The following is a 26,719-nucleotide window of genomic DNA, read 5'->3' as shown; positions in this document are numbered from 1 at the left end:
GTAGCCCGGGTAAGCGCAGCGCACCCGGGTTGAGGTTTCCGCCACGTTCCCCGGGTGCGGCTCCGCCTTACCCGGGCTACAAAAGCGAACGGCGCCGCGTCGTCTTGATGAACAGGGCGCCCCGCGTCACCTCCCGCCCCTTCCCAGCACCCGCCGGGCGGTCGAAGCGTGCCCAACTGCTACAATTCCGAGTCTTTGCTCGGGATTCCGACCTCGCGGCCACGTGCCGTGAGGCGTGACGCCGGGCGTCCGCAGCCACCCCCGCGACCCCCGTCGCGCCGGAGCCACGCATGACCAGCACCGCCGAACTCAGCTCGCCGTCCTCGGCGAACCTCGCGCTCACCAACTCGGTGCTCGACACCGACTACACGCTCGAACACAAATACAGCCGCGAGAAGGGCCGCATCTACCTGTCCGGCGTGCAGGCGCTGGTGCGACTGCCGCTGATGCAGCGCCTGCGCGACGAAGCCGCGGGCCTTAACACCGCCGGTTTCATCTCCGGCTATCGCGGTTCGCCGCTGGGCGGTTTCGACCTGGAGCTGTGGCGCGCGCGCAAGTTCCTCGAGAACGCCGGCGTGAAGTTCACCCCGGGCCTCAACGAGGACCTCGGCGCGACGATGGTCTGGGGCACGCAGCAGACCAACCTGTTCCCCGGCGCGAAAGTGCAGGGCGTGTACGGCATGTGGTACGGCAAGGGCCCGGGCGTGGACCGCACCGGCGACGTGTTCAAGCACGCCAATGCCGCCGGCACGTCGCACTACGGCGGCGTGCTCGCGCTCGCGGCCGACGACCATGCCTGCCGTTCCTCGACGCTGCCGCACGGTTCGGAAGACGAATTCGTCAGCGCGATGATGCCGATCCTCAACCCGGCCGGCGTGCAGGACATCCTCGACATGGGCCTGGTCGGCTGGGCGATGTCGCGTTACACCGGCCGCTGGGTGGGCTTCAAGACGATCGCCGAAACGGTGGAATCGTCGGCCTCCGTCGACGTCGATCCGATGGCCACGCGCATCGTGCTGCCGGAAGACTTCGAGATGCCGGAAGGCGGGCTCAACATCCGCTGGCCCGATCCGCCGATGAACCAGGAAATGCGCCTGCACAAGTACGCGGTGAAGGCCGCGCAGGCGTTCGCGCGCGCCAACGGCATCGATCGCGTCGTGATCGACTCGCCGCGTGCGCGCCTGGGCATCGTCACCACCGGCAAGTCGTACCTCGACGTGCTGCAGGCGCTGGAATACCTCGGCCTGGACGAGCAGGCCTGCGCCGACCTCGGCATCCGCGTCTACAAGGTCGGCATGACCTGGCCGCTGGAGCCGGTGGGCATCACGCGTTTCGCGCAGGGCCTGGAGGACATCGTCGTCGTCGAGGAAAAGCGCGCCTTCATCGAGCGCCAGATGAAGGAGTACATGTACAACTGGAGCGGCCAGCGCCCGTCCATCGTCGGCAAGTACGACGAGAACGGCGAATGGATCCTGCCTTCGACCGGCGAACTCACGCCGGCCACCATCGCCGGCGTCATCGGCCGCCGCATCCAGCGTTTCCACGATTCCGAACACATCCGCAACGTCATGGCCTGGATGGCCGAGAAGGAATCCGAACTCGCTCTGCCGCGCGCCGTGTTCCCGCGCGTGCCGCACTACTGCTCGGGCTGCCCGCACAACACCTCGACCGTCGTGCCGGAAGGTTCGCGCGCGCTGGGCGGCATCGGCTGCCACTACATGGTCACGTGGATGGACCGCAGCACCGACACCTTCACGCACATGGGCGGCGAAGGCGTGACGTGGTCGGGCCAGGCGCCGTTCACCGATACGCCGCACGTGTTCCAGAACCTCGGCGACGGTACGTACTTCCACTCCGGCTCGCTGGCGATCCGCCAGTCGGTCGCGACCGGCGTGAACATCACCTACAAGATCCTCTACAACGACGCCGTCGCGATGACCGGCGGCCAGCCCGTCGACGGCACGCTGTCGGTGCCGCAGATCGCGCACCAGGTGCGCAGCGAAGGCGTGCAGACGATCATCCTGGTGTCCGACGACATCGCGAAATGGAGCAAGCGCGAGATCTTCCCCGGCGACATGGAATTCCATGACCGCAAGGAACTCGATGCCATCCAGAAGCGCCTGCGCGAGACCAAGGGCACCTCGGTCCTCATCTACGACCAGACGTGCGCGACCGAGAAGCGTCGTCGCCGCAAGCGCGGCAAGATGGTCGATCCGCAGAAGCGCGTGATGGTCAACTCGCTCGTGTGCGAAGGCTGCGGCGATTGCGGCAAGAAGTCGTTCTGCGTCTCGGTGCTGCCGAAGGAAACCGAGTTCGGCCGCAAGCGCGAGATCGACCAGAGCAACTGCAACAAGGACTACAGCTGCGTCAACGGCTTCTGCCCGAGCTTCGTGACGGTGGAAGGCGGCGGCCTGCGCAAGGGCGCGCCGAATAAGAGCGGGGGCTCATCCGCGAAGGATCGCCTCGCTGATCTTCCGATGCCGAAGATCGCCAGCGACCTCTCGCAGCCCTGGAACATCCTCATCACCGGCGTCGGCGGCACGGGCGTGGTGACGATCGGCGCGCTGCTCGGCATGGCCGGCCACCTGGAAGGCAAGGGTGCGACCGTGCTCGACCAGACGGGCCTGGCGCAGAAGGGCGGCGCGGTGACCACGCACATCCGCATCGCGCGCACGCCGGACGACATCCACGCCGTGCGCATCGCCGCGGGCGAAGCCGACCTCGTGCTCGGCTGCGACATGGTGGTCGTCAACGATTACTGGGCGCTGTCGAAGGTGCGCGCGGGCCGCTCGAACGTCGTGCTCAACAGCTATGAGGCGATGCCCGGCACGTTCACCACGCGTCCGGACATGCAGTTCCCGGCGGCCGACATCATCTCGGCGGTGAAGGTCGCCCTCGGCGGCCACGATCCGCATGTCGTCGATGCGACGCAGCTGGCCACCGCGCTGATGGGCGACGCGATCGCGACGAACCTGTTCATCCTCGGCTACGCGTGGCAGCACGGCCTGGTGCCGCTGTCGATGGAGTCGCTGATGCGCGCCATCGAGCTCAACGGCGCCGCCATCGAAATGAACAAGACCGCGTTCGCGTGGGGCCGCCTGGCGGTGATCGATCCCAACGCCGTGATGGAAGCGGCGGGCCTGATCCGCAACGCGCCGACACTCGCCGAAGCGACGCCGGGCGCGCTGCCGATGCTGTCGCCGGGCGCGTGGGAAGGCAACGAGTGGGGCGCCACCTCCGCACCGCGCACGACGCGTCGCGAGGACGAACTGCGCCACGTGCCGGCCCATGGCGGCGACAACGTGGCCTTCATGCCGCTGGACGACGAGCGCCTGTCGCGTTCGCTGGACGAGATCGTCGAGCGTCGCGTGAAGTTCCTCACCGACTATCAGGATGCGAAGTACGCCAAGCGCTATAGCGATTTCGTCGCGAAGGTGCACGCGGCCGAACGTAACGTCGCCGGTACGACCGACCTGACCGAAGCCGTCGCGCGTTACGCGTTCAAGCTGATGGCCTACAAGGACGAATACGAGGTCGCGCGCCTGTACACCAGCGGCGAATTCCAGCGCCGCCTGGAGCAGCAGTTCGATGGCGACTACAAGCTGAAGTTCCACCTCGCGCCGCCGCTGCTGGCATCGAGGGACGCGCAGGGCCGCCTGATCAAGCAGGAATTCGGCCCGTGGGTGTTCACCGCGTTCAAGTGGCTCGCGAAGCTGCGCTTCCTGCGCGGCGGCACGTTCGACATCTTCGGCAAGACCGAGGAGCGCAAGATGGAGCGCCAGCTGATCGAGGACTATTTCCGCACGGTGGAAGGCCTGCTCGGCAAGCTGGACCGTTCGAACGTGGACCTCGCGGCGGAAATCGCGAGCATCCCGGAACACATCCGCGGCTACGGCCACGTCAAGGAAGACCACCTGCACAAGGCCAAGGCACGCGAAGCCGAGCTGCTGAAGGAGTGGAGCAATCCGCTGCGGATCGTGAAGGTCGCGTAAGCGGCCGCGCCATCGTCAGACGACAAAGGGCCCGCCTCGCGCGGGCCCTTTGCGTTTCCATGGAATGCCGTCGCTCACGCGGCCTGGCGCAGTTCCGCCAGCACGTCGCGCAGCGCCACTTCGCCGACGAAGCCGCCGGCGCTGGTCGCGGGCCGCCGGTCTTCGATGGCATGGGCGAACACGACGGCCGGATCCGCTTCGAGCTTGTCGAACAGGCGCTGCAGGTTCGGGAACTCGCGGCGGTCGACGGCCTGGTGGTACTCGTTCCATCGCGCGATGCCGATGAAGTAGGCGTCGGCCAGCGTGCGGTGTTCGCCCAGTAGCCACGGCTTGTCGCCCAGCATCGCCGACAGATCCTCGTGCACCTTGCGCACCTTCGCGCGGCCGAAGTCCGTCAGCGCTTTCTGCTCGGCCTCGTCGCCACCGTGTTCCAGCGCGTACCACAGCGGTACGTAGGCGCCGAAGAAGCTGGTGTTGAGGAAGGCGAGCATGTGGTTGAGGCGGTCGAATTCCGGCGTGCCCTGCGCGAACGCCAGCTTCGTCCCGATGCCTCGCGCGCCGAGGTGGTTGAGGATGGCCATGCTCTCGCTCAGGAACTCGCCGTCGGCGGTGCGCAGCGTCGGGGTCTCGCCGACGGCGTTGATGCGGCGGTAGTCCTCGCCGGTCACTTCCCCGGGCATGCCGACGCGGGCCAGGCGATAGGGCTGGCCCAACCACTCCAGCGCGACGATGGAACCGAAGGAACAGCCGGACGGCACGCCGTAGAACAGGATCGGGGTCATGGGGAATCTCCTCTGATGGGCTCCGGCCAGCGGCGCTGGCCAGCCGGAAAGGTAGATCTGTGGACTTTGGGCGAGTAGCCGGCAGAATCGGGACTTATCGTCCACATGCATGGATGTCGGCCGCGTGCTCAACCTCAACGACCTGGTGTTCTTCGTGTCCGCCGTCGAGCACGGCGGTTTCGCCGCGGCCTCGCGCCGCCTGGCCCTGCCCAAGTCGACGATCAGCAAGCGCGTGGCGGTGCTGGAGGAACAACTGTCGGCGCGCCTGATCCATCGCACCTCACGCAGCTTCACCCTGACCGAGCTGGGGCGCGATTTCTACGAGCACGCGCGCGGCGCACTGATCGAGGCCGAAGCCGCCGAGGCCATCGTGCGCGACCGCCAGGCCGAGCCGAGCGGCACGGTACGCATCAGTGCCTCGGTGCCGGTGGCGCAGTTGCAGCTGGCCGCGTGCCTGCCGCGCCTGGCGCGCCTGCACCCGAAGCTGCGCCTGCAACTGGACGTGTCCGACCGCTTCGTCGACCTGCCGCAGGAAGGCGTGGACATCGCCATCCGCAGCCATTTCGCGCCGCTTCCCGATTCGGGCCTGGTGCAGCGTCGTCTGTCGGAAGAGGCGGTCGTGCTGGTGGCGTCGCCCGCGTATGTGTCATCGCGTTCGCCGATGCGATCGCCCGACGATCTCGCGCAGCACGACGGCGTGCTGTCGGGCGCCTTGCTGACCACGTGGACGCTGTTCGATCGTTCCGGCCGGCGCGCGCTGGTCGCGCCGCAGGCGGTCATGGTCGCGAACGAATCCACGGTGCTGATCGCCGCCGCCGAAGCCGGCCTTGGCATCGCCTGCCTGCCGGAGCGGATGTGCCGGGCGTCCATCGCGTCGGGCGCGCTGGTGCGCGTGCTGCCGGACTGGAACGCCGGCACGGTGACCACCACGCTGGTGATGCCGCACCGGCGCGGCCTGCTGCCCGGCGTGCGCGCGACGGTCGAGTTCCTGGTCGATCACTTCCGCGAGGACGGCTGAACGCGGATGGCTGCTGCCGGCAGGCTGTCAGCAGACACGCGCGAGAATGCCGCCATGGACACCGCCCGGCTCAAGCGCTACTGCGCGTCGTTTCCCGCAGCGAAGGAAGTGCTGCACGGCGAACCGTCGAACATCCTCGTCTACTCGGTGGGCGGCAAGACCTTCGCCTACTTCAAGACCAGCGAGCCGGAGCGCTGGCGCTTCAGTTTCCGCACGACGCCGGAACGCTTCGTAGAACTCACCGACCAGCCCGGCATCAAGCCGGCGCGTTGGATGGGACGCTGGTACTGGGTGACCGTCGTCGACGTGCGCCGCGTGCCGGAGGATTACCTGCGCGAGCTGGTGACGTGGTCGTATCGGCGTGCGTTGGGGACGCTGAGTGGGAAGCGTCGGCGTGAGCTGGTGGGCGATGCGGCGTTCGTGGACCGCTGAGGCGCGGGCGTGCGCGGACGACACTGGCACAGGCGAAGCACCGAAGCGATCGCCAGGCCCACAAACGACAACGCCGGCACAAGGCCGGCGTTGTCGCATCCAACGATCGAACCGCGATCGATCGAACGTCACCCGGTCGAGCGTCGATCAATCGTACGCGGTGATATCCACATCCTTCGTCTCGCGCAGGAACAGCGAGCCGATCACGAAGGTCATCAGCGCGATGATGATCGGGTACCACAGGCCGTAGTACATGTTGCCCGTGGCCGCCACCAGCGCGAAGGCGATCGTCGGCAGGAAGCCGCCGAACCAGCCGTTGCCGATGTGGTACGGCAGCGACATCGAGGTGTAGCGGATGCGCGTGGGGAACAGCTCCACCAGCCACGCGGCGATCGGGCCGTAGACCATCGTCACGTAGATGACGAGGATGGTCAGGATCAGCAGCACCATCGGCTTGTTGATGCGATCCGGGTCCGCCTTCTCGGGATACCCGCCGGCAGTGAGCGCCTGCTTCAGTGCGGTGCCGAACGCGTCGGTCTTCGCCTTGCTGTCGTCCTTGCCCAGGCCCGCGCCTTCGAAGCTCTGGACCTCGACGTCGCCCACCGTCACGCGTGCCACCGTGCCTGCGGGAGCCGCCTGGATCGTGTACGGCACGCCGGCCTTGGCGAGCGCGGCGGTGGCGATGTCGCACGAGTTGGTGAAGACCTTCTTGCCCACCGGGTCGAACTGGAACGAGCAGGTGCGCGGATCGGCGTGCACCACGGCCGGCGCGTTCGCGCTGGCTTCGGCGATGGCCGGGTTGGCGTAGTGGGTGAGGCCCTTGAACAGCGGGAAGTAGGTGATCGCGGCGATCAGGCAGCCGGCCATGATGATCTTCTTGCGGCCGATCCTGTCGCTGAGCCAGCCGAAGAAGATGAAGAACGGCGTACCGATGGCGAGCGCGGCGGCGATCAGCAGCCACGTCGTCGTCGCATCCACCTTCAACGACTGCGTCAGGAAGTACATCGCGTAGAACTGGCCCGCGTACCACACCACCGCCTGGCCTGCGGTCGCGCCCAGCAGCGCGAGCAGCACGATCTTGCCGTTCTTCGAGAAGAAGCTTTCGGTGATCGGCGCCTTGGACTGCTTGCCTTCGGCCTTCATCTGCTGGAACAGCGGCGACTCGTTGAGCTGCATGCGGATCCACACCGACACGCCCAGCAGCACGATCGACAGCAGGAACGGAATGCGCCAGCCCCAGGCCTCGAACGCCTCGGTGCCCATCCACGTGCGCACGCCCAGGATCACCAGCAGCGACAGGAACAGGCCGATCGTCGCGGTGGTCTGGATGAAGCTGGTGTACAGGCCGCGCTTGCCGTGCGGTGCGTGTTCGGCCACGTACGTGGCCGCGCCGCCGTACTCGCCGCCCAGCGCCAGGCCCTGCAGCAATCGCAGGATGATCAGGATCGCCGGCGCCGCGAATCCGATCGACGCGTAGTTCGGCAGGATGCCGACCAGGAACGTCGACAGGCCCATGATCACGATGGTGACCAGGAACGTGTACTTGCGGCCGATCATGTCGCCGAGGCGACCGAACACGATCGCGCCGAACGGACGCACCGCAAAGCCCGCGGCGAACGCGAGCAGCGCGAAGATGAAGGCGCTGGTCTCGTTCAAACCGCTGAAGAACTGCTTGGCGATGATCGCCGCGAGCGAGCCGTACAGGTAGAAGTCGTACCACTCGAACACGGTGCCCAGGCTGGAGGCGAAGATGACCTTCTTGTGCCCCTGGCTGAGCGTGCCCTCTTTCGAGGTGTTTGCGGTAATGGTGGACACGTTCTCGCCCCCTTAGAAGTTGTACTTGACGTGCGTCTGCAGGCGGTTGAGCTCGCCGCGGTCGCCGTTCTCGAGTTCACGCTGGCCCCAGATCAGCTCCGCGCCGAGGTCGAGCTTGGGCAGCGGCGAATAGATCAGGTTCGCGTGCGCGGACTGCGCGCCCCGGGTGATGCCAAGGCCGGTGAGGTCGACGTCCTGGTCGTATTCGGCGCGCGAATAGAACAGGTTCATGCGCAGCTTCGGAGTGAACACGTGGCGCCAGCCGACGAAGCCGGCGATGACGTCGATGTTGTCCAGGTCGCCCGTGGAATCGAGCACCGCGTCGTTGTTCAGCGCCAGGCCGATGTAGCGGCCGATGCCGCTGCCGCCGGTGACCATGTAGCGGATGTCGTCGTTCTTGCCGAGGTTGAACTTGCCCGACACGCTCAGGCCGTAGCCGGTGCTTTCGTCCTCGATCGACGGAAGCGCCGGCGTGGTCGGCGTTCCGGCGACGCCCGCGGTCTGGTACTTCAGCTGCCGCACCAGGCCCGCGACGCCGAAGTGGCCCCAGTCGCCCTTGGCCGTGTAGCGCGCGGTGAAGTCGGGCATCGGGCCGTCGTCACCGGCGATCTGCGCCATGTTGCCGTTGAACGGCGTGTAGACCGTTTCCGGGTTCTCCATCGAGAACGACCACGGCCCGTTGGTGTAGCGCAACTGCGCCTGGCGCACGAACACCGTGCCTTCCGTGGGGCCGAGGAAGTCGACCGTGTCGGGCAGCGCGGCGGTGTCCTGGAAGTTCGTCCAGGTCTGGCCGGCCAGCCAGTTGTTCCACTGCACGTAGGCCTGGCGCAGGGTGAGCGCGTAGGTGTTGGTCGCGACCTCGTTGCCGGTGAAGGCCGTGCTGCCGCCGCCGAACAGGTCGAACTCCAGGTACGCCTTCAGCTTGTCGTCGTTGTCGGTGACGCTGTCCACGCCGAACCAGAAGCGCGAGAAATTGGCGCCCATGTCGGTGTCGGTGCCGCCTTCGCGCAGGTCGCCCTGGCCGACCGGAATCGCCTTGGGCACGTAGAACAGGCGACCCACGGTGCCGTCGGGAATGTCGCCGTCGTTGGTCGAGGTGACCGACGCATCGAGCTTGATGAAGCCACCGTAGGAGAACTTCGAGTTCGGATTCGCGGTCGGCGTGATCGTCGTGCTCTGGATCGGTGCCGCCGCGCCCGTGGCCGCGGTCGCCGTCGCGGGCGTGGCCGGTGCGGCGGGCGCGGTGGCCTGGGCCGTCTTCACTTCGCTGATCTGGCTCTGCTGTTGCTGCTGCTGCGCCACCAGTTGCTGGACCATCGCTTCGAGCTGGGCGACGCGCGCTTCCAGCTCCTTCTCCTTCGCGGTCTGCGCGAAGGCCATCCCCGGCAACGCGAGCGCGACGAGCAATGCGGCGGCGAGCGGGCGGCGACGCGGGGACGCGGCCTTCGACGTCGGGGCAATGCTTGCGGACATGATTCCCTCCCAAAGGAACGCCGGACCGGATGCCCGACATGGCCCGAGCCTGCGGCGCCATCGCGCTGCACAACCATTCCCCATTGGTCGTAGGCGCGGGCCGTCTACGACCATCGTCTACACCCCCGTGGATGAGGCCCGACAGCGAATGCGGCACACTGGCCGTTCCGGCCGCCTGCTTCGGCCGGAACGCCTTTCACGCCGTCCCGGAGCCGCCCGCCATGAACCATCCCGCCGCCGTCTATCCGATCGATCCGGACTTCGCCGCGAAGGCGCTCGTGACGCGCGAGGACTACGAGCGCCTGTACGCCGAATCGGTGCGCGATCCGGCCGCGTTCTGGGGCAAGGTCGCCGACCGGCTGGACTGGTTCGCCAAGCCGACGAAGATCAAGGACGTCAGCTTCGACCTGGAGGATTTCCGCATCCGCTGGTACGAGGACGGCGAGCTCAACGCGAGCGTGAACTGCCTGGACCGCCACCTCGCCACGCGCGGCGACAAGACCGCGCTGATCTTCGAGCACGACGATCCCTCCAGGCCGGCCGAGCACATCACCTACCGCGACCTGCACGCGCGCGTGTGCAAGCTGGCCAATGCGCTGCGCTCGCTGGGCGTGCGCAAGGGCGATCGCGTCACCATCTACCTGCCGATGATTCCCGACGCCGTGGTCGCGATGCTCGCCTGCGCGCGCATCGGCGCGATCCACTCGGTGGTGTTCGGCGGATTCGCGCCGCAGTCCATCGCCGATCGCGTCGCCGATTGCCAGAGCCGCATCATCATCACCGCCGACGAAGGCCTGCGCGGCGGCAAGAAGGTGCCCCTGAAGGCCAACGTCGACGCCGCGCTGAAGATGGGCGGCACCAACACGGTCGAGACCGTGCTCGTCGTGCGCCACACCGGCTCGGCGGTGGAGATGCAGATGCCGCGCGACCGCTGGTACGACGCGGTCGTCGACGGCCAGCCCACCGAATGCGCGCCCGAGCGCATGAACGCCGAGGACCCGCTGTTCATCCTCTACACCTCCGGCTCGACCGGAAAGCCGAAGGGCGTGCTGCACACCACCGCCGGCTACCTGGTCTACGCGAGCTACACGCACGAAGTCGTCTTCGACCTGCGCGAAAACGACATCTACTGGTGCACCGCCGACGTCGGCTGGGTCACCGGCCACAGCTACATCGTGTACGGGCCGCTCGCCAATGGCGCCACCGCGCTGGTGTTCGAAGGCGTGCCGAACTACCCGAGCGTGTCGCGTTTCTGGGAAGTGATCGACAAGCACCAGGTCACGCTGTTCTACACCGCGCCCACGGCCATCCGCGCGCTGATGCGCGACGGCGACGAGCCGGTGAAGAAGACCTCGCGCGCGTCGCTGCGCCTGCTCGGCACGGTCGGCGAGCCGATCAATCCCGAGGCGTGGCGCTGGTACTACGAAACGGTCGGCGATTCGCGTTGCCCGATCGTCGACACATGGTGGCAGACCGAAACCGGCGGCATCCTCATCACGCCGCTGGCGGGCGCGATCGATCTCAAGCCGGGTTCGGCGACCAGGCCGTTCTTCGGCATCCAGCCGGCGCTGGTCGATGCGAACGGCGCGCGGCTGGAAGGCGAAGCCGAAGGCAACCTGGTGCTGACCGATTCCTGGCCGGGCCAGATGCGCACCGTGTACGGCGACCACGCCCGCTTCATCGACACGTATTTCCGCACGTATCCCGGCACGTACTTCACCGGCGACGGCTGCCGCCGCGATGCCGACGGCTATTACTGGATCACCGGCCGCGTGGACGACGTCATCAACGTGTCGGGCCACCGCATCGGCACGGCGGAAGTGGAAAGCGCGCTGGTGTCGCACCCGAAGGTCGCCGAGGCGGCGGTGGTCGGGTTCCCCCACGACATCAAGGGGCAGGGCATCTACGCCTACGTGACGCTGATCGCCGGCGAGTCGCCCACCGACGACCTGCACAAGGAGCTCATCGCCCATGTGCGAAAGGAGATCGGGCCGATCGCCACGCCCGACCACCTGCAATGGGCGCCGGGCCTGCCGAAGACGCGCTCGGGCAAGATCATGCGCCGCATCCTGCGCAAGATCGCCGAGAACGCACCGGACCAGCTCGGCGACACGAGCACGCTGGCCGATCCGAGCGTGGTCGAATCGCTGGTGCGCGAGCGGCGGGTTTCGTAACTCCTTCCCTCCCGGAAGCACTCCCTCCCGCGTGCAGGGGAGGGACGGGGAGGGATGTATCGCCGGCCGTCATTGCGTCACTGGCGCCCGAGCCGCTTACCCTCCCAACCTCCCCTGACAGCAGGGGAAGCAGAAGCCCGACCAGATGCCCACCCTCCTCATCGCCGACGACCACCCGCTCTTCCGCGAAGCCCTGCGCGGCGCGGTCGCGCGCGTGCTGCCGGACGCGCAGCTGCGCGAGGCCGACAGCGTCGAGGCGCTGTACACGCTGGTCGAAGCCGAACCCGACGCCGACCTGCTGCTGCTCGACCTCAACATGCCCGGCGCGCAGGGTTTCAGCGCGCTCGTGCACCTGCGCGCGCTGCATCCGCAATTGCCCATCGTCGTCGTCTCCGCGCGCGAGGAGCCCACGGTGATGCGCCGCGCGCTCGATCACGGCGCGGTCGGCTTCATTCCGAAATCCGCCGATGCCGCGACGCTCGGCGAGGCGATCACGCGCGTGCTCGATGGCGATCGCTGGGCGCCGTCGGTCGCGCTCTCCGCACCGGCGGCGCACGCCGACGAACACGACGCCGCGCAGCGTTTGCGCGATCTCACGCCGCAACAGTTCCGGGTGTTGCAGATGCTCGGCGCGGGGCTGCTCAACAAGCAGATCGGCTACGAACTCGGCGTGTCGGAGGCAACGGTGAAGGCGCATGTCACCGCGATCCTGCGCAAGCTCGGCGCCAGCAATCGCACGCAGGCCGTACTGATCGCCGGCCGGCTCGCGCTGGACCCGGGCGCGATCGTGCCGCCGCCGGAAGAGGCCGACTGAGCCCGGCGACACGCTCGTCGTCCGGCGCCCGGAGGCAACTCACGCCCGATCCACCGCCGCTGCGGTACTACAGCGTGCGGAACAGTCGCAATGGAGTCCCGTTCTCCATGAACCTGGCGCTTCGGATCGCCACGCTCGTGCTCGCTTCGACACTCGCCGCCTGCGGCGGCCAGGCGAAGCTGCGTGAAGGCGAGGACACCGGCGCCAACCCGCGGATCGTGCCGCCGCAGACGTCGGCGTTGCCGGTGGTCGAAATCGCGCCCGCGCGCGGCTGGGACGGCGTGGAAACGCCGACGCCCGCCGCGGGGCTCGAAGTGAAGGCGCTCGCGACCGGACTCAACCATCCGCGCTGGCTGCATGTGCTGCCCAATGGCGACGTGCTGGTCGCCGAAAGCAACGCGCCGCCGGGCAAGCGCGGCATCAAGGGCCTCAAGGGCAAGGTGATGGCCGCGGTGATGAAGCGCGCCGGCTCCGGCGTGCCCAGCGCGAACCGCATCACGCTGCTGCGCGATGCCGATGGCGACGGCGTGGCCGAAATGCGCAGCGCCTTCGCGGAAAACCTGACCTCGCCGATCGGCATGGCGCTGGTCGGCGACACGCTTTACATCGCGAACGCCGACGCGCTGGTGCGCCTGCCTTACGAGACAGGACAGACGCAGGCGAACGGCGCGCCGGAAAAAGTCGTCGACCTGCCCGGCGGCGGCGACCAGCTCAACCATCACTGGACCAAGACGCTGGTCGCATCGAAGGACGGCACGCGGCTGTTCGTCGGCGTCGGTTCGAACAGCAACATCGCCGACAACGGCATGCAGGCCGAGGTCGATCGCGCGGCCATCCTGGAGATCGATCCTGCCGCGCGCACGCGCCGCGTGTTCGCCAGCGGCCTGCGCAATCCGGTCGGCATCGCGTTCGAACCCCACACCGGCGCATTGTGGGCCGTGGTCAACGAGCGCGACGAACTCGGCAACGACCTCGTGCCCGACTACCTCACGCACGTCGAGCGTGGCGCGTTCTTCGGCTGGCCGTACAGCTACTGGGGCCAGCACGTCGACACGCGCGTGAAGCCGCAGAACCCCGACCTCGTCGCCACCGCGCGCGAGCCCGACTTCGCGCTCGGCGCGCACGTCGCGCCGCTCGGCCTCACGTTCGCGCAGGGGCAGAAGCTCGGCGATGGTTACTCGAACGGCGCCTTCATCGGCCTGCACGGTTCGTGGAACCGGCAGCCACTGTCGGGCTACAAGGTTGTGTTCGTACCCTTCGATGGCGGACGGCCGACCGGCACGATGGTCGACGTGCTCGGCGGTTTCCTCGATGCCGACCTCAACGCGCGCGGACGTCCCGTCGGCGTGGCGATCGCACGCGACGGCGCGCTGCTGGTCGCCGACGACGTCGGCAACGTGGTGTGGCGCGTCAGCGCGTCGAATCGCTGATGATCGCGCGCGTCGTCAAGGCAATCACGCGTGCACGGCCTGCCGCTGCGCGGCGAGGAATGCGCGCAAGGACGCCGGCTTCACCGGTTTGGTCAGCACGCGGCAGTCGTGCTCGCGCGCGGCGAGCTTGAGCGCGTCGCTGCCGTCGCCGGTCAGCAACGCCGCCGGCAGCGGGCGGCCGTAATGCGCTCGCAGTTCGTCGATCACGCCCAGGCCGTCGAGCCGGTCGTGCAGGTGATAGTCGACCAGCGCGACGTCCGGCCGCTCGTCGAGCCGCGCCAGCGCTTCATCCGCGTTCGCGGCGGTGAGCGCGACGACGCCCCAGCGTTGCAGCAGGCTGCGCATGCCGTCGAGGATCTCGCGATCGTTGTCCACGCACAGCACGCGCAGGCCGGCGAGCGAATCGCCGCCCATCGTCACATGCGGCGACGGCAGCGGCGCGGCGTGCATCGCGCGGCCGAACGGCACGGTGATCGAGAACACGCTGCCCACGTTCACGCGCGAGCGCACGCGCAGCGGATGCTCCAGCGTGCGCGCGATGCGCTGGCAGATCGACAGGCCCAGGCCGAGGCCGCGTTCGCCGGCATCGGAAGGCGTCTCGAAGCGGCGGAACTCATCGAAGATCTGCGCCAGGTGGTGTTCGGAAATGCCCGGTCCGGTGTCCCACACCTGCAGTTCGACCGCGCCCTCGCGCATGCGCGCGGCGATCAGCACGCCGCCCTCGCGCGTGTAGCGCAAGGCATTGGCGAGGAAGTTCTGCAGGGCGCGACGCAGCAGGCGACGGTCGCTGCGCACCGGTCGCGGCGTGTCCGGCGCGCGCACGCGCAGCTGCAGTCCGCGTCCGGCGGCAACCGGCGCGTACTGCGCGACGAGTTCGCGCAACAGCTCGTTGACGTCGAAATCGGTGATGGCGATGCGCAGCGCGCCTGCGTCGAGACGTGAGATATCGAGCAGGCCGTCGAGCAGGTCCTCGGCGGCGCGCAGCGATGCATCGACGCGTTCGGCCAGGTGCGCCTGCTCGGCGACGTCGCTGGTTTCGCGCAGCGCGCTGGCGAACAGTCGCGCGGCGTTGAGCGGTTGCAGCACGTCGTGGCTGATCGCCGCGAGGAAGCGCGTTTTCGACTGCTGCGCGGCCTCGGCCTCGCGCGTGCGCAATTCGACGCGCTGTTCGAGCGTTTCGTTGACTTCGCGCAGGCCCTGCTCGGCGCGCTTGTAATCGGTCACGTCGGAATACGTCGTGACGTAGCCGCCGGGCAGCGGACGGCCGCGCATCTCGATCACCTGTCCGTTCGCGCGCACGCGTTCGAACACGTGCGGCACGCCGGCGCGAAGATGCTTCAGGCGGCGACGCACCTGCTCGTCGATGTCGCCGGGGCCCATCTCGCCGCGTTCCGCGTTCCAGCGGATGAGATCGCTCACCGGGCGACCCACGTACAGCATGCCGTCGGGATATTCGAACAGCTCCTGGTACCGGCGATTCCATGCGACCAGGCGCATTTCCGCATCGACCACGCTCACGCCCTGGCTGATGTTCTCCAGCGTGGTGGAAAGGATCTGCCGGTTGAAGCGCAATTCCTGGTTCGCTTCGTCGAGCAGCGCCACCACTTCGCCCAGTTCCATGCCCGAGCCGCGCAGCGCGGTGGTGAGCGTGAGGCGCGCCGAAGCCGCGCCGATCGCCGAGGCGAGCAGGCGTTCGGTGAACTGCGCGAGTGCGCGGTCGGCCGGTTGTTCCGGCTGCCACGTGCGGCCCTGTTGCAGTGCGTACTCCTCGAAGGCGCGGCGCGCATGGCGTTCGCCGACGATGCGTTCGGCGAGCGCGAGCAGTTCGCCGCCGCGCACGCTGCCGGCCCAACCGCCGGGGCCGAGCGCGGGACGCTGCACGTAGGGATCCAGGAACGGCGCAGCGAGCAGTTGCTCCTGCAAACGCGGACGCTGCCGCACCGAGACGAACAGGAACACGCCGACGTTGAACAGCAGCGACCAGAACGCGCCGTGCGTGAGCGGATCCCAGCCGTGCAGGCCGAACAGCTGTTCCGGCCGCAGCCAGTCCACGCCGAGCGGCCCCTGTTCGATCCAGTGCGTGCCGAACCAGCCACCGCGCGCCAGCGCCGGCAGCAGCAGCGTGTACAGCCACAGCACCGTGCCGGCGAACAGGCCGGAGAACGCACCGGCGCGGCTCGCACCGCGCCAGTACAGGCCGCCGATCAGCGCCGGCGCGAACTGCGCCACCGCCGCGAACGCGAGCAGTCCGTGCTGCGCGAGCGTGTCCTCGCCGCCGCCGTAGTACGCCGAGCCGCGGTGGTAGCCGTAGGCCATCATCGCCAGCACGAAGATGGTGATGCGGCGCACCCACAGCACCTGCTTGTCGATGCCCTGGCTTTCGTGCAGCGCGCCACCGCGCAGCAGCAGCGGCATGATCAGGTCGTTGCTGACCATCGTGGAGAGCGCGACGCTGGCGACGATCACCATGCCCGTCGCCGCGGAGAACCCGCCGATGTAGACGATCAACGCCAGCGTCTCGTGCTGCAGGGCCAGTGGCAGCGCGAGCACGTAGGTGTCGGGCGACGCGCCCGTGCCGGCGAGCAGCGACTGCCCCGCCAGCGTGATCGGCACCACCAGCAGCGAGATCAGCACCAGGTAGGCGCCGAACATCCAGCGCGCCGACCGCAGGTCGGCCGGGTCCTGGCATTCGACGACGGCGACGTGGAACTGGCGCGGCAGGCAGACGATGGCGGTGAACGCCAGCAGCGTCTGCGCGACGAAGCCCGCCGGCAGGCCCTGCGCCGTCACCACCGGCGCGGCCTGCACCATCCGCTGGACCAGGTTGCCCGTGCCCGGCAGGTGCGCCAGCGCGAACAGGCCGATGGCGAGGAACGCGAGCAGCTTCACCAGCGATTCCAGCGCGATGGCGAGCACCATGCCGCGATGGTGTTCGGTGGCGTCGATCTGGCGCGTGCCGAACAGGATCGCGAACGCGGCCAGCATCAGCGCCACGTAGAACGCCGGGTCCGACAGCAGGCCGGCGTCGCTGCGTACGTCGGCCAGCACTTCCACGCTCATCGCGACGGCCTTGAACTGGAGCGCGACGTACGGGACGGCCGCGGTCAGCGCGACCGCCGCCACCAGCGCAGCGAGGCCCGGCGCGCGGCCGTAGCGGGACGACAGGAAATCGGCGATCGACACGATGCGGTGCTCGCCGGAGATCAGCACCAGCCGTTCCAGGATGCGCCAGCCGAACAGCAGCATCAGCAGCGGGCCGAGGTAGATCGGCAGGAATCCCAGCCCCGTGCGCGCCGCCGTGCCGACCGCACCGTAGAACGTCCACGACGAGCAGTACACCGCCAGCGCCAGCGAATACACCGCCGGCCGCAGCCAGCGCGCCCGCGGCGTGGTTTCGCGCTGGTCGCCGAAATAGGCCACCGCGAACAGCACGCCCACGTAGGCCGCCGAAACCAGCAGCAGAATCCAGCCTGGGATCACGTAAGCCGCCCTGCAGGGAACACGCCGCGAGTGTAGAACGCCGACGGCCGCCCGCGTCCGGCCCGGGTCGCTGAATGCGCCGGCCCGCCTACATCAGCGAGTCGGCCAGCCGCGCCATGCCTTCCAGGCTGCGGTGCCAGCGTGGACGGCGGCGCCATTCGTGCAGCTCCAGTTGCCGCGCATCGGCGAGGTAGTCGGCCTCGATCCTGCGCAACCGGGCGACCACCTCCGCATCGAAGCACAGCAGCCCGGCTTCGGCATTCAGCGCGAAGGAGCGGATGTCGAGGTTGATCGAGCCGATCAGCGCGACCTCGTCGTCCACGCTCAGGTGCTTGGCGTGCAGGAAGTGCGGGCGGTACAGCGCGATCCGCACGCCCGCCCGGAGCAGTTCGTCGTAATAGGACCGCTGCGCCCAGCGCGTCAGCGTCTGGTTGTTGCTCATCGACAGCACCAGCTGCACGTCGATGCCCGACAGCGCCGCCACGCGCAGCGCGCCGAGCGTCATGTCGTCCGGCACGAAGTAGGGCGTGACCAGCACCACGCGCCGACGCGCACGCTGCACCAGCGCGACGACCAGGTTGCGCGCGTTCTCGAACGGATACGCCGGGCCGCTGGGCAGCATCTGCGCGGGCGTGCGGCCCGCTTCGCCGCCTGGAAAATCGCCGATCTCCAGCCGCTCGCCGGTCTCGATCAGCCAGTCGCTCGCGAACAACGCCGCGATCTGCCGCAGCACCGGCCCGCGCACGCGCGCGACCAGCTCGCGATTGGGATGGCCGGGCACGAAGCCGGCGTCGGCGAGGTTCTGCGAGCCGACGTAGCCGATGCGCCGGTCGATCAGCGCGAGCTTGCGGTGGTTGCGCAGGTCCATGCGCGAGAGGCTGCGCCACCTCAGGCCGCCGGCGAGCATCGCGCGCACGTCCACGCCCGCGTTCCCCAACGGCCCGGCGAATGCCCGGAGGCCGGACTTCGCACCGACCGCATCGAGCAGCAACCGGCAGCGCACGCCGCGCCCGCTGGCGCGCTGCAGCGCCTCGCACACGGCGCGGCCGACGACGTCGTCGAACATCAGGTAGTAGAGCAGGTGCACTTCCTCGCGCGCCGCGTCGATGTCGGCAACCAGCGCGTCGATCGACGTCGCGTAATCGTCCAGCAGTTCGACGGTGTTGCCGTGCACCGGCATGAAATCGCCCAGGCGTTCGGCGAGCCGCGCGATGTCGGAGGTGAGGCCGTGCGCGGCCGGCGTCCAGCGAAGCATCGCAAGACTCGCCTGGCGATCGCGGATCAGCTGCGATGCGAGCGCCTGCCGTTGCCGCCGCTGCGTCGCCAGCCATGGATGTCCGAGCAGCAGGTACAGCGGCAATCCGAACAGCGGCACGAAGCCCACCAGCAGCAACCAGCTGCGCGCCGCCGCGGGCGGGCTGCGCACCGGGATCCACGCCAGTGCGGCGAGACGGATCAACCAGTCGAACAGGAAGAGCAAATAGCCGAAGTGGATTTCGAAATTCATTCGAGCGCTCCTGGCAAGACATCAGCTCCGCATCGATCAACGCGTCGAGCAGAAACTGACCAGCGAATGAATCCTATGGAGTGTCGTGGGAATGTCCTCATAGCCTGCCCCCACCAGACGCAGGAATAAATAACCATGGATAAGGCAAAGTGGGCAGACCGGGGACAGCTATTGCGCATCGGATCGGCGCAAGGACAGTGGGCACGATGCATCGGTGCCTCCCGCCTGGGCAGCGTGGAGTACCACGGACAGGACCTCTCGATCTGGATCCAGATGCGCGGTGGCGCCTGGGTCGAAGCGAAGGAAGGGCGGTTCTATCTTCGCGCCGGCGACTGGATCGCGTTCGCGAAGGATTCGGCGCCACTCGTCCAGGCCGACGCGCAGGGGCTGACCCTCGGCATGGCGATCTCCGAGGATGCGCTGAAGTCGATGACGCGCTTCGGCAACTTCGATCTGCATGTGGGACTCGGTCAGGTCGCGTCCGGTGAGGCGTGCGACATCGCCCGCCACTGGTACCGCATCGCCCGCCATCGCGACAACATGCTGGGTGCGACCGCCTACCAGGCGCGCGTGCGCTCGCTGCTGCTCAACCTGCAGGACATGCAGGCCGACGATCGCAGCCGCATCCCGTTGTGCCCGGGCGCATCGCTGGCGCGCAAGCGGCAGGTGTTCGAGCGCATGCAGCGCGCCCGTCTCTTCATGGAGGGCAACTGCGACCGCATCATCCGCATCTCCGAGCTGGCCGAACGCACCCAGTTCTCGATGTGGTACTTCTCCAAGGTGTTCCATCGCCTGTACGGCGAAAGCCCGCAGGCCGCCTGCGCGAACCTGCGCCTGAAACACGCGGCGAACCTGCTGTCCACCACGCCGATGACCATCGGCGAGGTCGCCATCGCCAGCGGCTTCGACAACAACTGCAGCTTCGCGCGCAGTTTCCGCGCCCATTTCGGCATGACCGCGTCGGACTACCGCAGCTCCACGCCGGGCACCGATGGACAAAGCGCGCAAACGTGCGCTCCCGCGCGCGCAAACCACATTGCCGCCGGTCGCGAATCTCTCCGCTTCGCACGGGAAACCGGCTCGGACCACCCGGGCCCTAAGGTTTTGCAGCGCCCTTAACGCGCTCATAACAGAACTCTGGAGAGAGAAATGAAGCATCGCAACATGCGCGCGGTCGTGCGCGTCGGCTTGCTGCCGGCGGGCATCGCGGTCGCGCTCGCGCCGACGTTCGCCCTGGCGCAGGAATCGGGCAAGGACGCGACCACGCTGGACAAGATCGAGGTGACGGGGTCGCGTATCCGTCAGGCGAGCATCGAGACTGCCAACCCGGTCATCATGATGACCCGCGAGCAGATCCAGAAGCAGGGTTTCACCAGCGTCGGCGACATCATCCAGAACATCACCACCGCCGGCTCGCCGGCGATCAGCCGCGCCAACGCGCTGTCGTCCGGCGAAGAAGTGGGCGGGCAGTACGTCGATCTGCGCAATCTTGGCCCCGAGCGCACGCTCGTGCTGCTCGACGGCAAGCGCCTTGGCATCACCTCCAGCGGATACGCCGACCTGGCCTCGATCCCGACCGGCGTGGTCGAGCGGATCGAAGTGCTGACCGACGGTGCATCGGCAATCTACGGTTCCGACGCGATCGCGGGCGTGATCAACATCATCACCCGCAAGAACTTCGATGGCGCCGAGGCCAGCGCCTACATCGGCCAGTACAGCCAAGGCGACGGCGAAGTACAGCAGTACAACATGCTGCTGGGCAGCTCGGGTGAGCGCAGCTCCGTGATGCTGGGCGCCGAATACTCGCAGGAAGAGCCGGTCAACGCGCGCGATCGCGAGTTCTCGCACTTTCCCAACGGCCCTTATCACCGTTTTCCGGAAAGGCGCGTCGATGAGGATGGCAACACGATCCTCGACTCCAGTGGCTGGAGCGGCAACACCTACAAGGGACGCATCAACCTTCCGGATGGTGGTGGTTCCTGGACCCTGGACCCGGGCGCCGATCCGAGCGATCCGGCGAACTACCACCGTTACGGTGAGGGCGAGAACTTCGATCTGGTCAACACGAATGAAGCGATGTTCCTGCGCACGGGCATCGAGCGTCGTTCGGTGTTCGCCAACGGCGGCTTCGACTTCACCGACCGGGTTCGCCTGACGGCCGATGCGCTCTATACGCACCGCGACACGCTGCAGCAGATCGCCGGCTATCCGTTCGGGTCCACCAGCAGCAACGATGGCGTCCGCAACATCTGGTCGGCGGACAATGTGTACAACCCGTTCGGCACCGACGCGCAGTTCGTCCGCCGCACCTGGGAAGTGCCGCGGCAGACGCATAACGAACTGACCACGTACCGTTTCGGCACCACGCTGCAGGGCGCGTTCGAGATCGGCGACAAGCCGTGGGACTGGGATGCCGGTTATCTCTACAACCAGAACAAGGGACTGCAGGCGGGCACGGGCAATCTCTTCATCCCGAACGCGCGCACGGCGCTCGGCCCGAGCTTCATCGACGCCGACGGGGTCGCGCGCTGCGGCACTGCCGACAACGTGATCGCCGGATGCGTTCCGTGGAATCCGGCGCTGCCCTATGGCCAGGCCGGCGCGGGTGGCCTCACCGGCAATCAGGCGTTGGAGGACTACCTGTTCCTGCCGACGCACGATACGTCGGAGACCACGACCCACGTCTACAGCCTCAACCTGAGCGGCACGCTGGCGACCCTGCCGGCGGGCGACCTCAACATGGCCATGGGCTACGAACACCGCAAGGAAGAGGCCCGGTTCGAACCCGACGCGCTGAAGCAGTCGGGCCTGAGCACGGACCTGGCGGGCGCGGTAACCGCCGGTGGCTACTCACTGGACGAGTTCTACCTCGAGTTCAACGTACCGATCCTGGCCGACATGCCGTTCGCCAAGGAGCTGTCGATCGACGTGGCGGGCCGCTACTCCGACTACGACACGTTCGGCGACACGGTCAACGGGAAGTTCGGTCTGAAGTGGCGTCCTATCGACGACCTGTTGATCCGCGGCACCTACGCGACCGGCTTCCGCGCTCCGGCGCTGGACGATCTGTACGGTGGCGACTCGCAGACCTTCGCGTTCTACACCGATCCGTGCGATACGAACTTCGGCTCGGCCGCCAGCAATCCGCAGGTGCTCGCGCGCTGTGTCGCCGATGGCGTTCCGGCGGATTTCCGGCAGATCGCCTCGGGGAGCACGGTGGCCGCGGGCCCGAACACGCAGGCCGATTCGCCGTTCCTGGTGACGTCCAATCCGAACCTGAAGCCCGAAACCTCGAAGTCTTCCACGTTCGGTTTCGTGTACAGCCCGGGCTTCGCCGAAGGGCTCGACATCAGCCTCGACTGGTGGAAGATCCGCATCGACGATGTCATTGCCGCCGAAACGATGACGGCCATCCTCAATCGCTGCTACGTGCTGGGCATCGCGTCCTCGTGCTCGGGCTTCACCCGCGATCTGACCGGCACGATCGGAACCGCTCCGGGTGAGATCGTCGATGCCACCGTCACGCTGGTCAACGGCGGTTACCAGGAGACGGCAGGTTACGATTTCAACCTCCGCTACCGCTTGCCCCAGACGTCCATCGGCAACTTCACGATCGACTGGAAGACCTCGTACATCGATTACTGGGAATACAAGCGCGACAACGAGGCGGTCACGCCGGTCGAGCAGAAGAACAGCTGGTCGGTGGACAGCGACGCGTACTTCCGCGTTCGTTCGAACCTGAGCCTGGATTGGAACCTGGGCGATTTCGGCGCAACGTGGAGCACGCGTTATTACTCCGGCATCAAGGAAGCGTGCGCGTACGACGGCGAGTGCAACAATCCGGACTTCTACTCGTCGTACACGCTGGCACAGGCGACGAACGAGACCGGCGCCAACACCTTCCATGACGTGCAGTTCCGCTACAACACGCCGTGGAACGCGACCGTCTCGATCGGCGCCAACAACGTGTTCGACCATCAGGGCACGTACCTGTACACCAGCCCGAACTCGGACTTCGGCATGTATGGCGGCTTCGATATCGGCCGTTTCTACTACCTGAAGTACGCACAGCGGTTCTGATCGACGATCCAGCGTGATGATTGCTACGGCCCCGAAAGGGGCCGTAGCTTTTTGAGTGGTGCGGGCATCAGTGCGCAAAGCCCAGAAGCGGAGCCGTGTCGACCGCAGACAGAAGGAGCACTCGTCCAACACGTCGACCCGACGCCCAAACAAAAACCCCGCCTTTCGGCGGGGTTCTTGCTGAAGCTTCGAACAAGCTGGAAGGCGCTGGATCCCCGCTTCGCGGGGATGACGTTCCGGCAAAGCCACACGCGCTGCGCGCGTGCGGGCCGTCACGTCACTTGATCTTGCCTTCCTTGTAGATCACGTGCTTGCGAACGACGGGGTCGTACTTCTTGACCTCCATCTTGTTCGGCGTGTTCTTCTTGTTCTTGTCGGTGGTGTAGAAGTGGCCGGTGCCGGCCGAGGAGATCAGGCGGATCTTGTCGCGCTTGGAAGCCATGGGTCAGTTCTCCTCAGATCTTCTCGCCGCGGGCGCGCAGGTCGGCGAGGACGGCATCGATGCCGTTCTTGTCGATGGTGCGCAGGGCGGCACTGGAAACACGCAGCTTGATCCAACGGTTCTCCGAAGCCACCCAGAAGCGGCGCTCGTGGAGGTTGGGAAGGAAGCGGCGACGGGTCTTGTTCATGGCATGCGAGACGTTGTTGCCGGTCGTCGTTCGCTTGCCGGTTACTTGGCAGATACGGGCCATACGCACCTCGAAAGGTATTGGGGTGTCGCCCTTGGCCAGGGCGGCGGCGGCCCCTCCGCGCCCGGACATCCGGTGGCGGCGCACGATACGGGTAGTGAAATCCTGGCTGCCGGCGGCGGGACGGAATCGTGCTTCCGGACCCCGCCCGGTCGAGTCCTGATGGACAGACCGGACGCAGCGAGCCGCGCATTATGCCCGGTATCCGGGCCTCGGGCAAGCACTTATCCACAGCCGCGGCGATCGCAGCAACCGTAGGCGGGGCGGGCGTTCGGGGGTCTTGGCGCGCGCCCCGAAGAACCGTCATCGGGGGCGGGAGAGGCGAAGCCCGCTTGCAGCGTGCCCTCAGCGCCGCGCATCGTCCGTCCTGCCTGGCGGAGCCGGCGCCAGCGCGCCCGCCCCCCATCAGACCTCAGTAAACCTCGTCGATCTGGGCGACCTTCCCGTCCCGGATCGTCACGAACAGCGTCTTGTCGTCGCGCCGGAATTCCCAGCGCTCCGCCTCATGGGCGCCGAATTTGTTCTCCACCGGCTCCTTGTGGACCGGGGTGCCGGCCAGCTCTACCAGCTTGCCGGCGCTGTCGCCGACGGTCAGCACCCGGTTGCCGAAGGCATACGACTCGGCGGCGTGCGCGCCCGCCGCGCCGAACAGGGCGACGGCGAACACCATGGCAATCGCGATACGCATTGGAAAAACCTCCATGTGGGAGGCCCACTCTGCTGAGTGGGCCCGTCCGGCGTCAACGCCCTGCCGCCGCGCCGGTTGACACGTTTCCGCCGGCGCCCTCGGCGGCGGACTTCGCGATGAACGCCCGCACCTGCTGCTCCAGCACCGGCAGCGGCACCGAACCCTCGCTGAGCAGCGCGTCGTGGAACGCCTTCACGTCGAACTTCGGGCCCAGCGCCTTTTCGGCCTCCCCGCGCAGGCGGACGATGGTGATCTCGCCCAGCTTGTAGCTCAGCGCCTGCGCCGGCCAGGAGATATAGCGATCGACCTCGGTCGTCACCTCATGCTCGCTCAGCGCGGTGCGATCGCGCAGGTAGGCGATCGCCTGGTCGCGCGTCCAACCCTTGTGGTGCACGCCGGTGTCGATGACCAGGCGGCAGGCGCGCCACATCTCGTAGGTCAGGCGGCCGAAATCCTCGTACGGCGTCTGGTAGATGCCCATCTCCACGCCGAGCTTCTCGCTGTACAGGCCCCATCCTTCGCCGTACGCGGAGATGTACGTCTCGCGACGGAATGCCGGCAGTTCCCCCTGTTCCTTCGCCAGCGAACCCTGCAGCGCATGGCCCGGCGCGGACTCGTGCAGCGTCAGCGCGGGCAGGTTGTAGAGCGGGCGCGAAGGCAGGTCGTAGGTGTTCACCCAGTACGTGCCCGCGCCGCCGCGACCGCTGGTCCAGAACGGCGCGATGTCCGGCGGCACCGGCACGATGGTGAAGCGCCCGCGCGGCAGCGTGCCGATGAACTTGCCGACCTCGCCATCCACGCGCTTGGAGATCCATGCCGCGCGATCGAGCAGTTCCTGCGGCGTCGTCGCGTAGAACTGCTTGTCGGTGCGCAGGAACTTGAGGAAATCCGCGAAGCTGCCCTTGAATCCGACCTGCCTGATGATCGCGTCCATCTCCGCCTGGATGCGCGCGACTTCCTTCAAACCGATCTGGTGGATCTCCTCCGGGCCCAGGTCGAGCGTGGTGTACTCGCGGATCTGCTGGCGATAGAACGCCTTGCCGTCGGGCATCTGCTCGGCACCGAGCGTCTTGCGTGCGTGCGGCACGTAGTCGTTGCGGAAGAACGTCAGCAGCTTCGCGTAGGCCGGGACCACGCGATCGGAGATCGCCGCCGCCGCGGCCTCGCGCAGGCGCGCCTGCTCGGCGGCGGGGATGCTCGACGGCATCTTCTTCAACGGTTCGAAGAACGTCGACGCCTGCGGGTCCTTGACCTCGGCGACGGAGGCGATCGACACATCGCGTCCATCCAGCACCGCGCGCGGCACGCTGAAGCCGCGCGCCAGGCCGGCGCGCATGTTGACGATGTGCTGGTCGAAATAGCGCGGCACGTCGCGCAGGCGATCGATGTAGGCCTCGTAATCGGCGACGGTGCGCATCGGCCGGCGCGTCATGAAGCCCAGGTTCGACCAGAACGAGGAATCCGAATTGAACGGCATCTCGTAGGTGCGCAGGCGCACCTCGGCGGCGAGGTTCTCCACCTGCGCGCGGTAGACGGCGAAGTTCACCTGGTTCTGCGCCTCGAGCTTCGCGACGTCGATGGCGTCGAGCTGCTCGAGGACGTCCTCCCACACCTTCAGCCGCGCGTGCTGGCTGGCGGCATCGACGGATGGCAGGTCGTGGCGGTCGCTGGACCCGTCGTTGTCCTCGTCGGCGCTGCCGGTCTGCTCCTGCCGCCACTGCCATTCCTTGCTGTAGATGGCCTGGAAGCGGTCGTCGACCGGGCCGGCGAGGGCGGCGGACGAGACGAGGGCGAGGTGCGCCGAAAGCGCGGCGGCGAGAAGCAGTCGTTTCACGGGTATCCCCAGGGCGAGCGAACCGGCCGATCATCGCATCCCGTACGCGCGCGCGGCATGCGCCGGATGGCCTATGCGACGGCGGTCGCGTTGGCGCGGCAGCACCGCGTGGTTGCGGCCTCGCCACGGCAGGTCTGCGGGCGGACGGCGCAAAGTCGATGGTGCGCAGCGGCATGCCGGCGCGAATGAGGGCTCTGAAGCCCCTCTCCCATCGGGAGAGGGGTTGGGGTGAGGGGCGGGGTGGTCGGTGCGTTGGAGCCCACTCACGCCGCCGTTCTCACCAAGACGAAGAGCAACATGGGCTCCAGCTTTCGCTGGAATGACGGTGAGAGATGGTGCGACGGGCGAGGGAGTGCCCGCGCGTTTACGGGCCAGGATCCCGGCCTTCGCCGGCATGACGGACTTCAAAACGAGCCGGTGATTTGCTTTCCCGATTCCCGATTCCCGATTCCCGATTCCCGATTCCCGATTCCCGATTCCCGATTCCCGATTCCCGATTCCCGATTCCCGA

At 67.5% G+C, this 26,719-nt stretch carries 17 protein-coding genes; 8 read left to right on the top strand and 9 right to left on the bottom strand.

The features are described from left to right. Positions 1-290 precede the first annotated feature (290 nt). Positions 291-3,992 (top strand): indolepyruvate ferredoxin oxidoreductase family protein, encoded by a 3,702-nt coding sequence (locus I4U41_RS14115; protein WP_206861814.1) that lies wholly within the window; start codon positions 291-293, stop codon positions 3,990-3,992. Between the two features lie 74 nt (positions 3,993-4,066). Here I4U41_RS14115 and I4U41_RS14110 read toward each other — a convergent pair whose 3' ends face one another. Then, the gene (locus I4U41_RS14110; protein ID WP_206861813.1) at positions 4,067-4,774 is read right to left on the bottom strand and encodes a glutathione S-transferase family protein; all 708 of its coding nucleotides are present in this window, start codon (positions 4,772-4,774) and stop codon (positions 4,067-4,069) included. 109 nt (positions 4,775-4,883) lie between these two features. Between I4U41_RS14110 and I4U41_RS14105 the strand changes: the two genes are divergently transcribed. Both I4U41_RS14105 and I4U41_RS14100 read left to right on the top strand, forming a co-directional pair. After that, entirely contained in the window at positions 4,884-5,792 is a 909-nt protein-coding gene (locus I4U41_RS14105; protein ID WP_242525262.1) for a LysR substrate-binding domain-containing protein, read from the top strand. Between the two features lie 54 nt (positions 5,793-5,846). Then, positions 5,847-6,224 carry an MmcQ/YjbR family DNA-binding protein gene (locus tag I4U41_RS14100; RefSeq protein ID WP_206861812.1) on the top strand — a complete coding sequence of 126 codons (378 nt, stop codon included), beginning with the start codon at positions 5,847-5,849 and terminating at the stop codon, positions 6,222-6,224. Between the two features lie 147 nt (positions 6,225-6,371). On the opposite strand, the gene I4U41_RS14095 is transcribed toward I4U41_RS14100, so the two are convergent. After that, entirely contained in the window at positions 6,372-8,039 is a 1,668-nt protein-coding gene (locus I4U41_RS14095) for an MFS transporter (RefSeq protein WP_206861811.1), read from the bottom strand. 12 nt (positions 8,040-8,051) lie between these two features. After that, positions 8,052-9,512, bottom strand: a complete 1,461-nt coding sequence (locus I4U41_RS14090) for a DcaP family trimeric outer membrane transporter (protein WP_206861810.1) — start codon at positions 9,510-9,512, stop codon at positions 8,052-8,054. Between the two features lie 221 nt (positions 9,513-9,733). On the opposite strand from I4U41_RS14090, the gene acs reads away from it, so the two are divergent. From acs to I4U41_RS14075, 3 genes are all read left to right on the top strand, one after another. Beyond that, the gene (gene acs, locus I4U41_RS14085; RefSeq protein WP_206861809.1) at positions 9,734-11,686 is read left to right on the top strand and encodes an acetate--CoA ligase; all 1,953 of its coding nucleotides are present in this window, start codon (positions 9,734-9,736) and stop codon (positions 11,684-11,686) included. A gap of 145 nt (positions 11,687-11,831) precedes the next feature. Further along, the gene (locus I4U41_RS14080) at positions 11,832-12,500 is read left to right on the top strand and encodes a response regulator transcription factor (RefSeq protein ID WP_206861808.1); all 669 of its coding nucleotides are present in this window, start codon (positions 11,832-11,834) and stop codon (positions 12,498-12,500) included. Between the two features lie 107 nt (positions 12,501-12,607). Continuing rightward, complete coding sequence (locus I4U41_RS14075; RefSeq protein WP_206861807.1) at positions 12,608-13,930, top strand: PQQ-dependent sugar dehydrogenase; 1,323 nt, start codon at positions 12,608-12,610, stop codon at positions 13,928-13,930. 24 nt (positions 13,931-13,954) lie between these two features. Here the strand turns inward: I4U41_RS14075 and I4U41_RS14070 are convergent, their stop codons facing one another. Beyond that, complete coding sequence (locus I4U41_RS14070; RefSeq protein ID WP_206861806.1) at positions 13,955-17,410, bottom strand: NahK/ErcS family hybrid sensor histidine kinase/response regulator; 3,456 nt, start codon at positions 17,408-17,410, stop codon at positions 13,955-13,957. A gap of 88 nt (positions 17,411-17,498) precedes the next feature. Next, entirely contained in the window at positions 17,499-18,917 is a 1,419-nt protein-coding gene (gene cls / locus I4U41_RS14065) for a cardiolipin synthase (RefSeq protein ID WP_206861805.1), read from the bottom strand. Positions 18,918-19,052: 135 nt separating this feature from the next. On the opposite strand from cls, the gene I4U41_RS14060 reads away from it, so the two are divergent. Continuing rightward, a complete protein-coding gene (locus tag I4U41_RS14060) occupies positions 19,053-20,036 on the top strand; it encodes a helix-turn-helix transcriptional regulator (RefSeq protein ID WP_206861804.1) in 984 nt (327 codons plus the stop codon). Positions 20,037-20,066: 30 nt separating this feature from the next. Then, entirely contained in the window at positions 20,067-22,997 is a 2,931-nt protein-coding gene (locus tag I4U41_RS14055) for a TonB-dependent receptor plug domain-containing protein (RefSeq protein WP_206861803.1), read from the top strand. Positions 22,998-23,274: 277 nt separating this feature from the next. Here I4U41_RS14055 and rpmG read toward each other — a convergent pair whose 3' ends face one another. From rpmG to I4U41_RS14035, 4 genes are all read right to left on the bottom strand, one after another. Next, positions 23,275-23,439 carry a 50S ribosomal protein L33 gene (rpmG, locus tag I4U41_RS14050; protein ID WP_115842766.1) on the bottom strand — a complete coding sequence of 55 codons (165 nt, stop codon included), beginning with the start codon at positions 23,437-23,439 and terminating at the stop codon, positions 23,275-23,277. A gap of 13 nt (positions 23,440-23,452) precedes the next feature. Continuing rightward, positions 23,453-23,689, bottom strand: coding sequence for a 50S ribosomal protein L28 (gene rpmB, locus I4U41_RS14045; RefSeq protein WP_115842765.1), 237 nt, complete (start codon positions 23,687-23,689; stop codon positions 23,453-23,455). Positions 23,690-24,098: 409 nt separating this feature from the next. Beyond that, positions 24,099-24,374 (bottom strand): DUF2845 domain-containing protein, encoded by a 276-nt coding sequence (locus I4U41_RS14040; RefSeq protein WP_206861802.1) that lies wholly within the window; start codon positions 24,372-24,374, stop codon positions 24,099-24,101. A 52-nt stretch (positions 24,375-24,426) separates the two neighbouring features. Then, entirely contained in the window at positions 24,427-26,214 is a 1,788-nt protein-coding gene (locus tag I4U41_RS14035; RefSeq protein ID WP_206862111.1) for a DUF885 domain-containing protein, read from the bottom strand. Positions 26,215-26,719: the final 505 nt, after the last annotated feature.

This window comes from Lysobacter changpingensis (genome assembly GCF_017308985.1).
GTDB lineage: Bacteria > Pseudomonadota > Gammaproteobacteria > Xanthomonadales > Xanthomonadaceae > Lysobacter_J > Lysobacter_J changpingensis.
Note: the sequence above shows the minus strand (reverse complement) of the source record. Positions and strands in the feature narration are given on the sequence as shown.

Excerpts from the sequence above, each read along its gene's own strand:
- I4U41_RS14080 (WP_206861808.1), top strand. The coding sequence starts at position 11,832 with ATGCCCACCCTCCTCATCGCCGACGACCACCCGCTCTTCCGCGAAGCC.
- I4U41_RS14090 (WP_206861810.1), bottom strand. The coding sequence starts at position 9,512 with ATGTCCGCAAGCATTGCCCCGACGTCGAAGGCCGCGTCCCCGCGTCGC.
- I4U41_RS14075 (WP_206861807.1), top strand. The coding sequence starts at position 12,608 with ATGAACCTGGCGCTTCGGATCGCCACGCTCGTGCTCGCTTCGACACTC.
- rpmG (WP_115842766.1), bottom strand. The coding sequence starts at position 23,439 with ATGGCTTCCAAGCGCGACAAGATCCGCCTGATCTCCTCGGCCGGCACC.
- I4U41_RS14100 (WP_206861812.1), top strand. The coding sequence starts at position 5,847 with ATGGACACCGCCCGGCTCAAGCGCTACTGCGCGTCGTTTCCCGCAGCG.
- rpmB (WP_115842765.1), bottom strand. The coding sequence starts at position 23,689 with ATGGCCCGTATCTGCCAAGTAACCGGCAAGCGAACGACGACCGGCAAC.
- acs (WP_206861809.1), top strand. The coding sequence starts at position 9,734 with ATGAACCATCCCGCCGCCGTCTATCCGATCGATCCGGACTTCGCCGCG.
- I4U41_RS14115 (WP_206861814.1), top strand. The coding sequence starts at position 291 with ATGACCAGCACCGCCGAACTCAGCTCGCCGTCCTCGGCGAACCTCGCG.
- I4U41_RS14060 (WP_206861804.1), top strand. The coding sequence starts at position 19,053 with ATGGATAAGGCAAAGTGGGCAGACCGGGGACAGCTATTGCGCATCGGA.
- I4U41_RS14105 (WP_242525262.1), top strand. The coding sequence starts at position 4,884 with ATGGATGTCGGCCGCGTGCTCAACCTCAACGACCTGGTGTTCTTCGTG.
- cls (WP_206861805.1), bottom strand. The coding sequence starts at position 18,917 with ATGAATTTCGAAATCCACTTCGGCTATTTGCTCTTCCTGTTCGACTGG.
- I4U41_RS14110 (WP_206861813.1), bottom strand. The coding sequence starts at position 4,774 with ATGACCCCGATCCTGTTCTACGGCGTGCCGTCCGGCTGTTCCTTCGGT.
- I4U41_RS14055 (WP_206861803.1), top strand. The coding sequence starts at position 20,067 with ATGAAGCATCGCAACATGCGCGCGGTCGTGCGCGTCGGCTTGCTGCCG.
- I4U41_RS14040 (WP_206861802.1), bottom strand. The coding sequence starts at position 24,374 with ATGCGTATCGCGATTGCCATGGTGTTCGCCGTCGCCCTGTTCGGCGCG.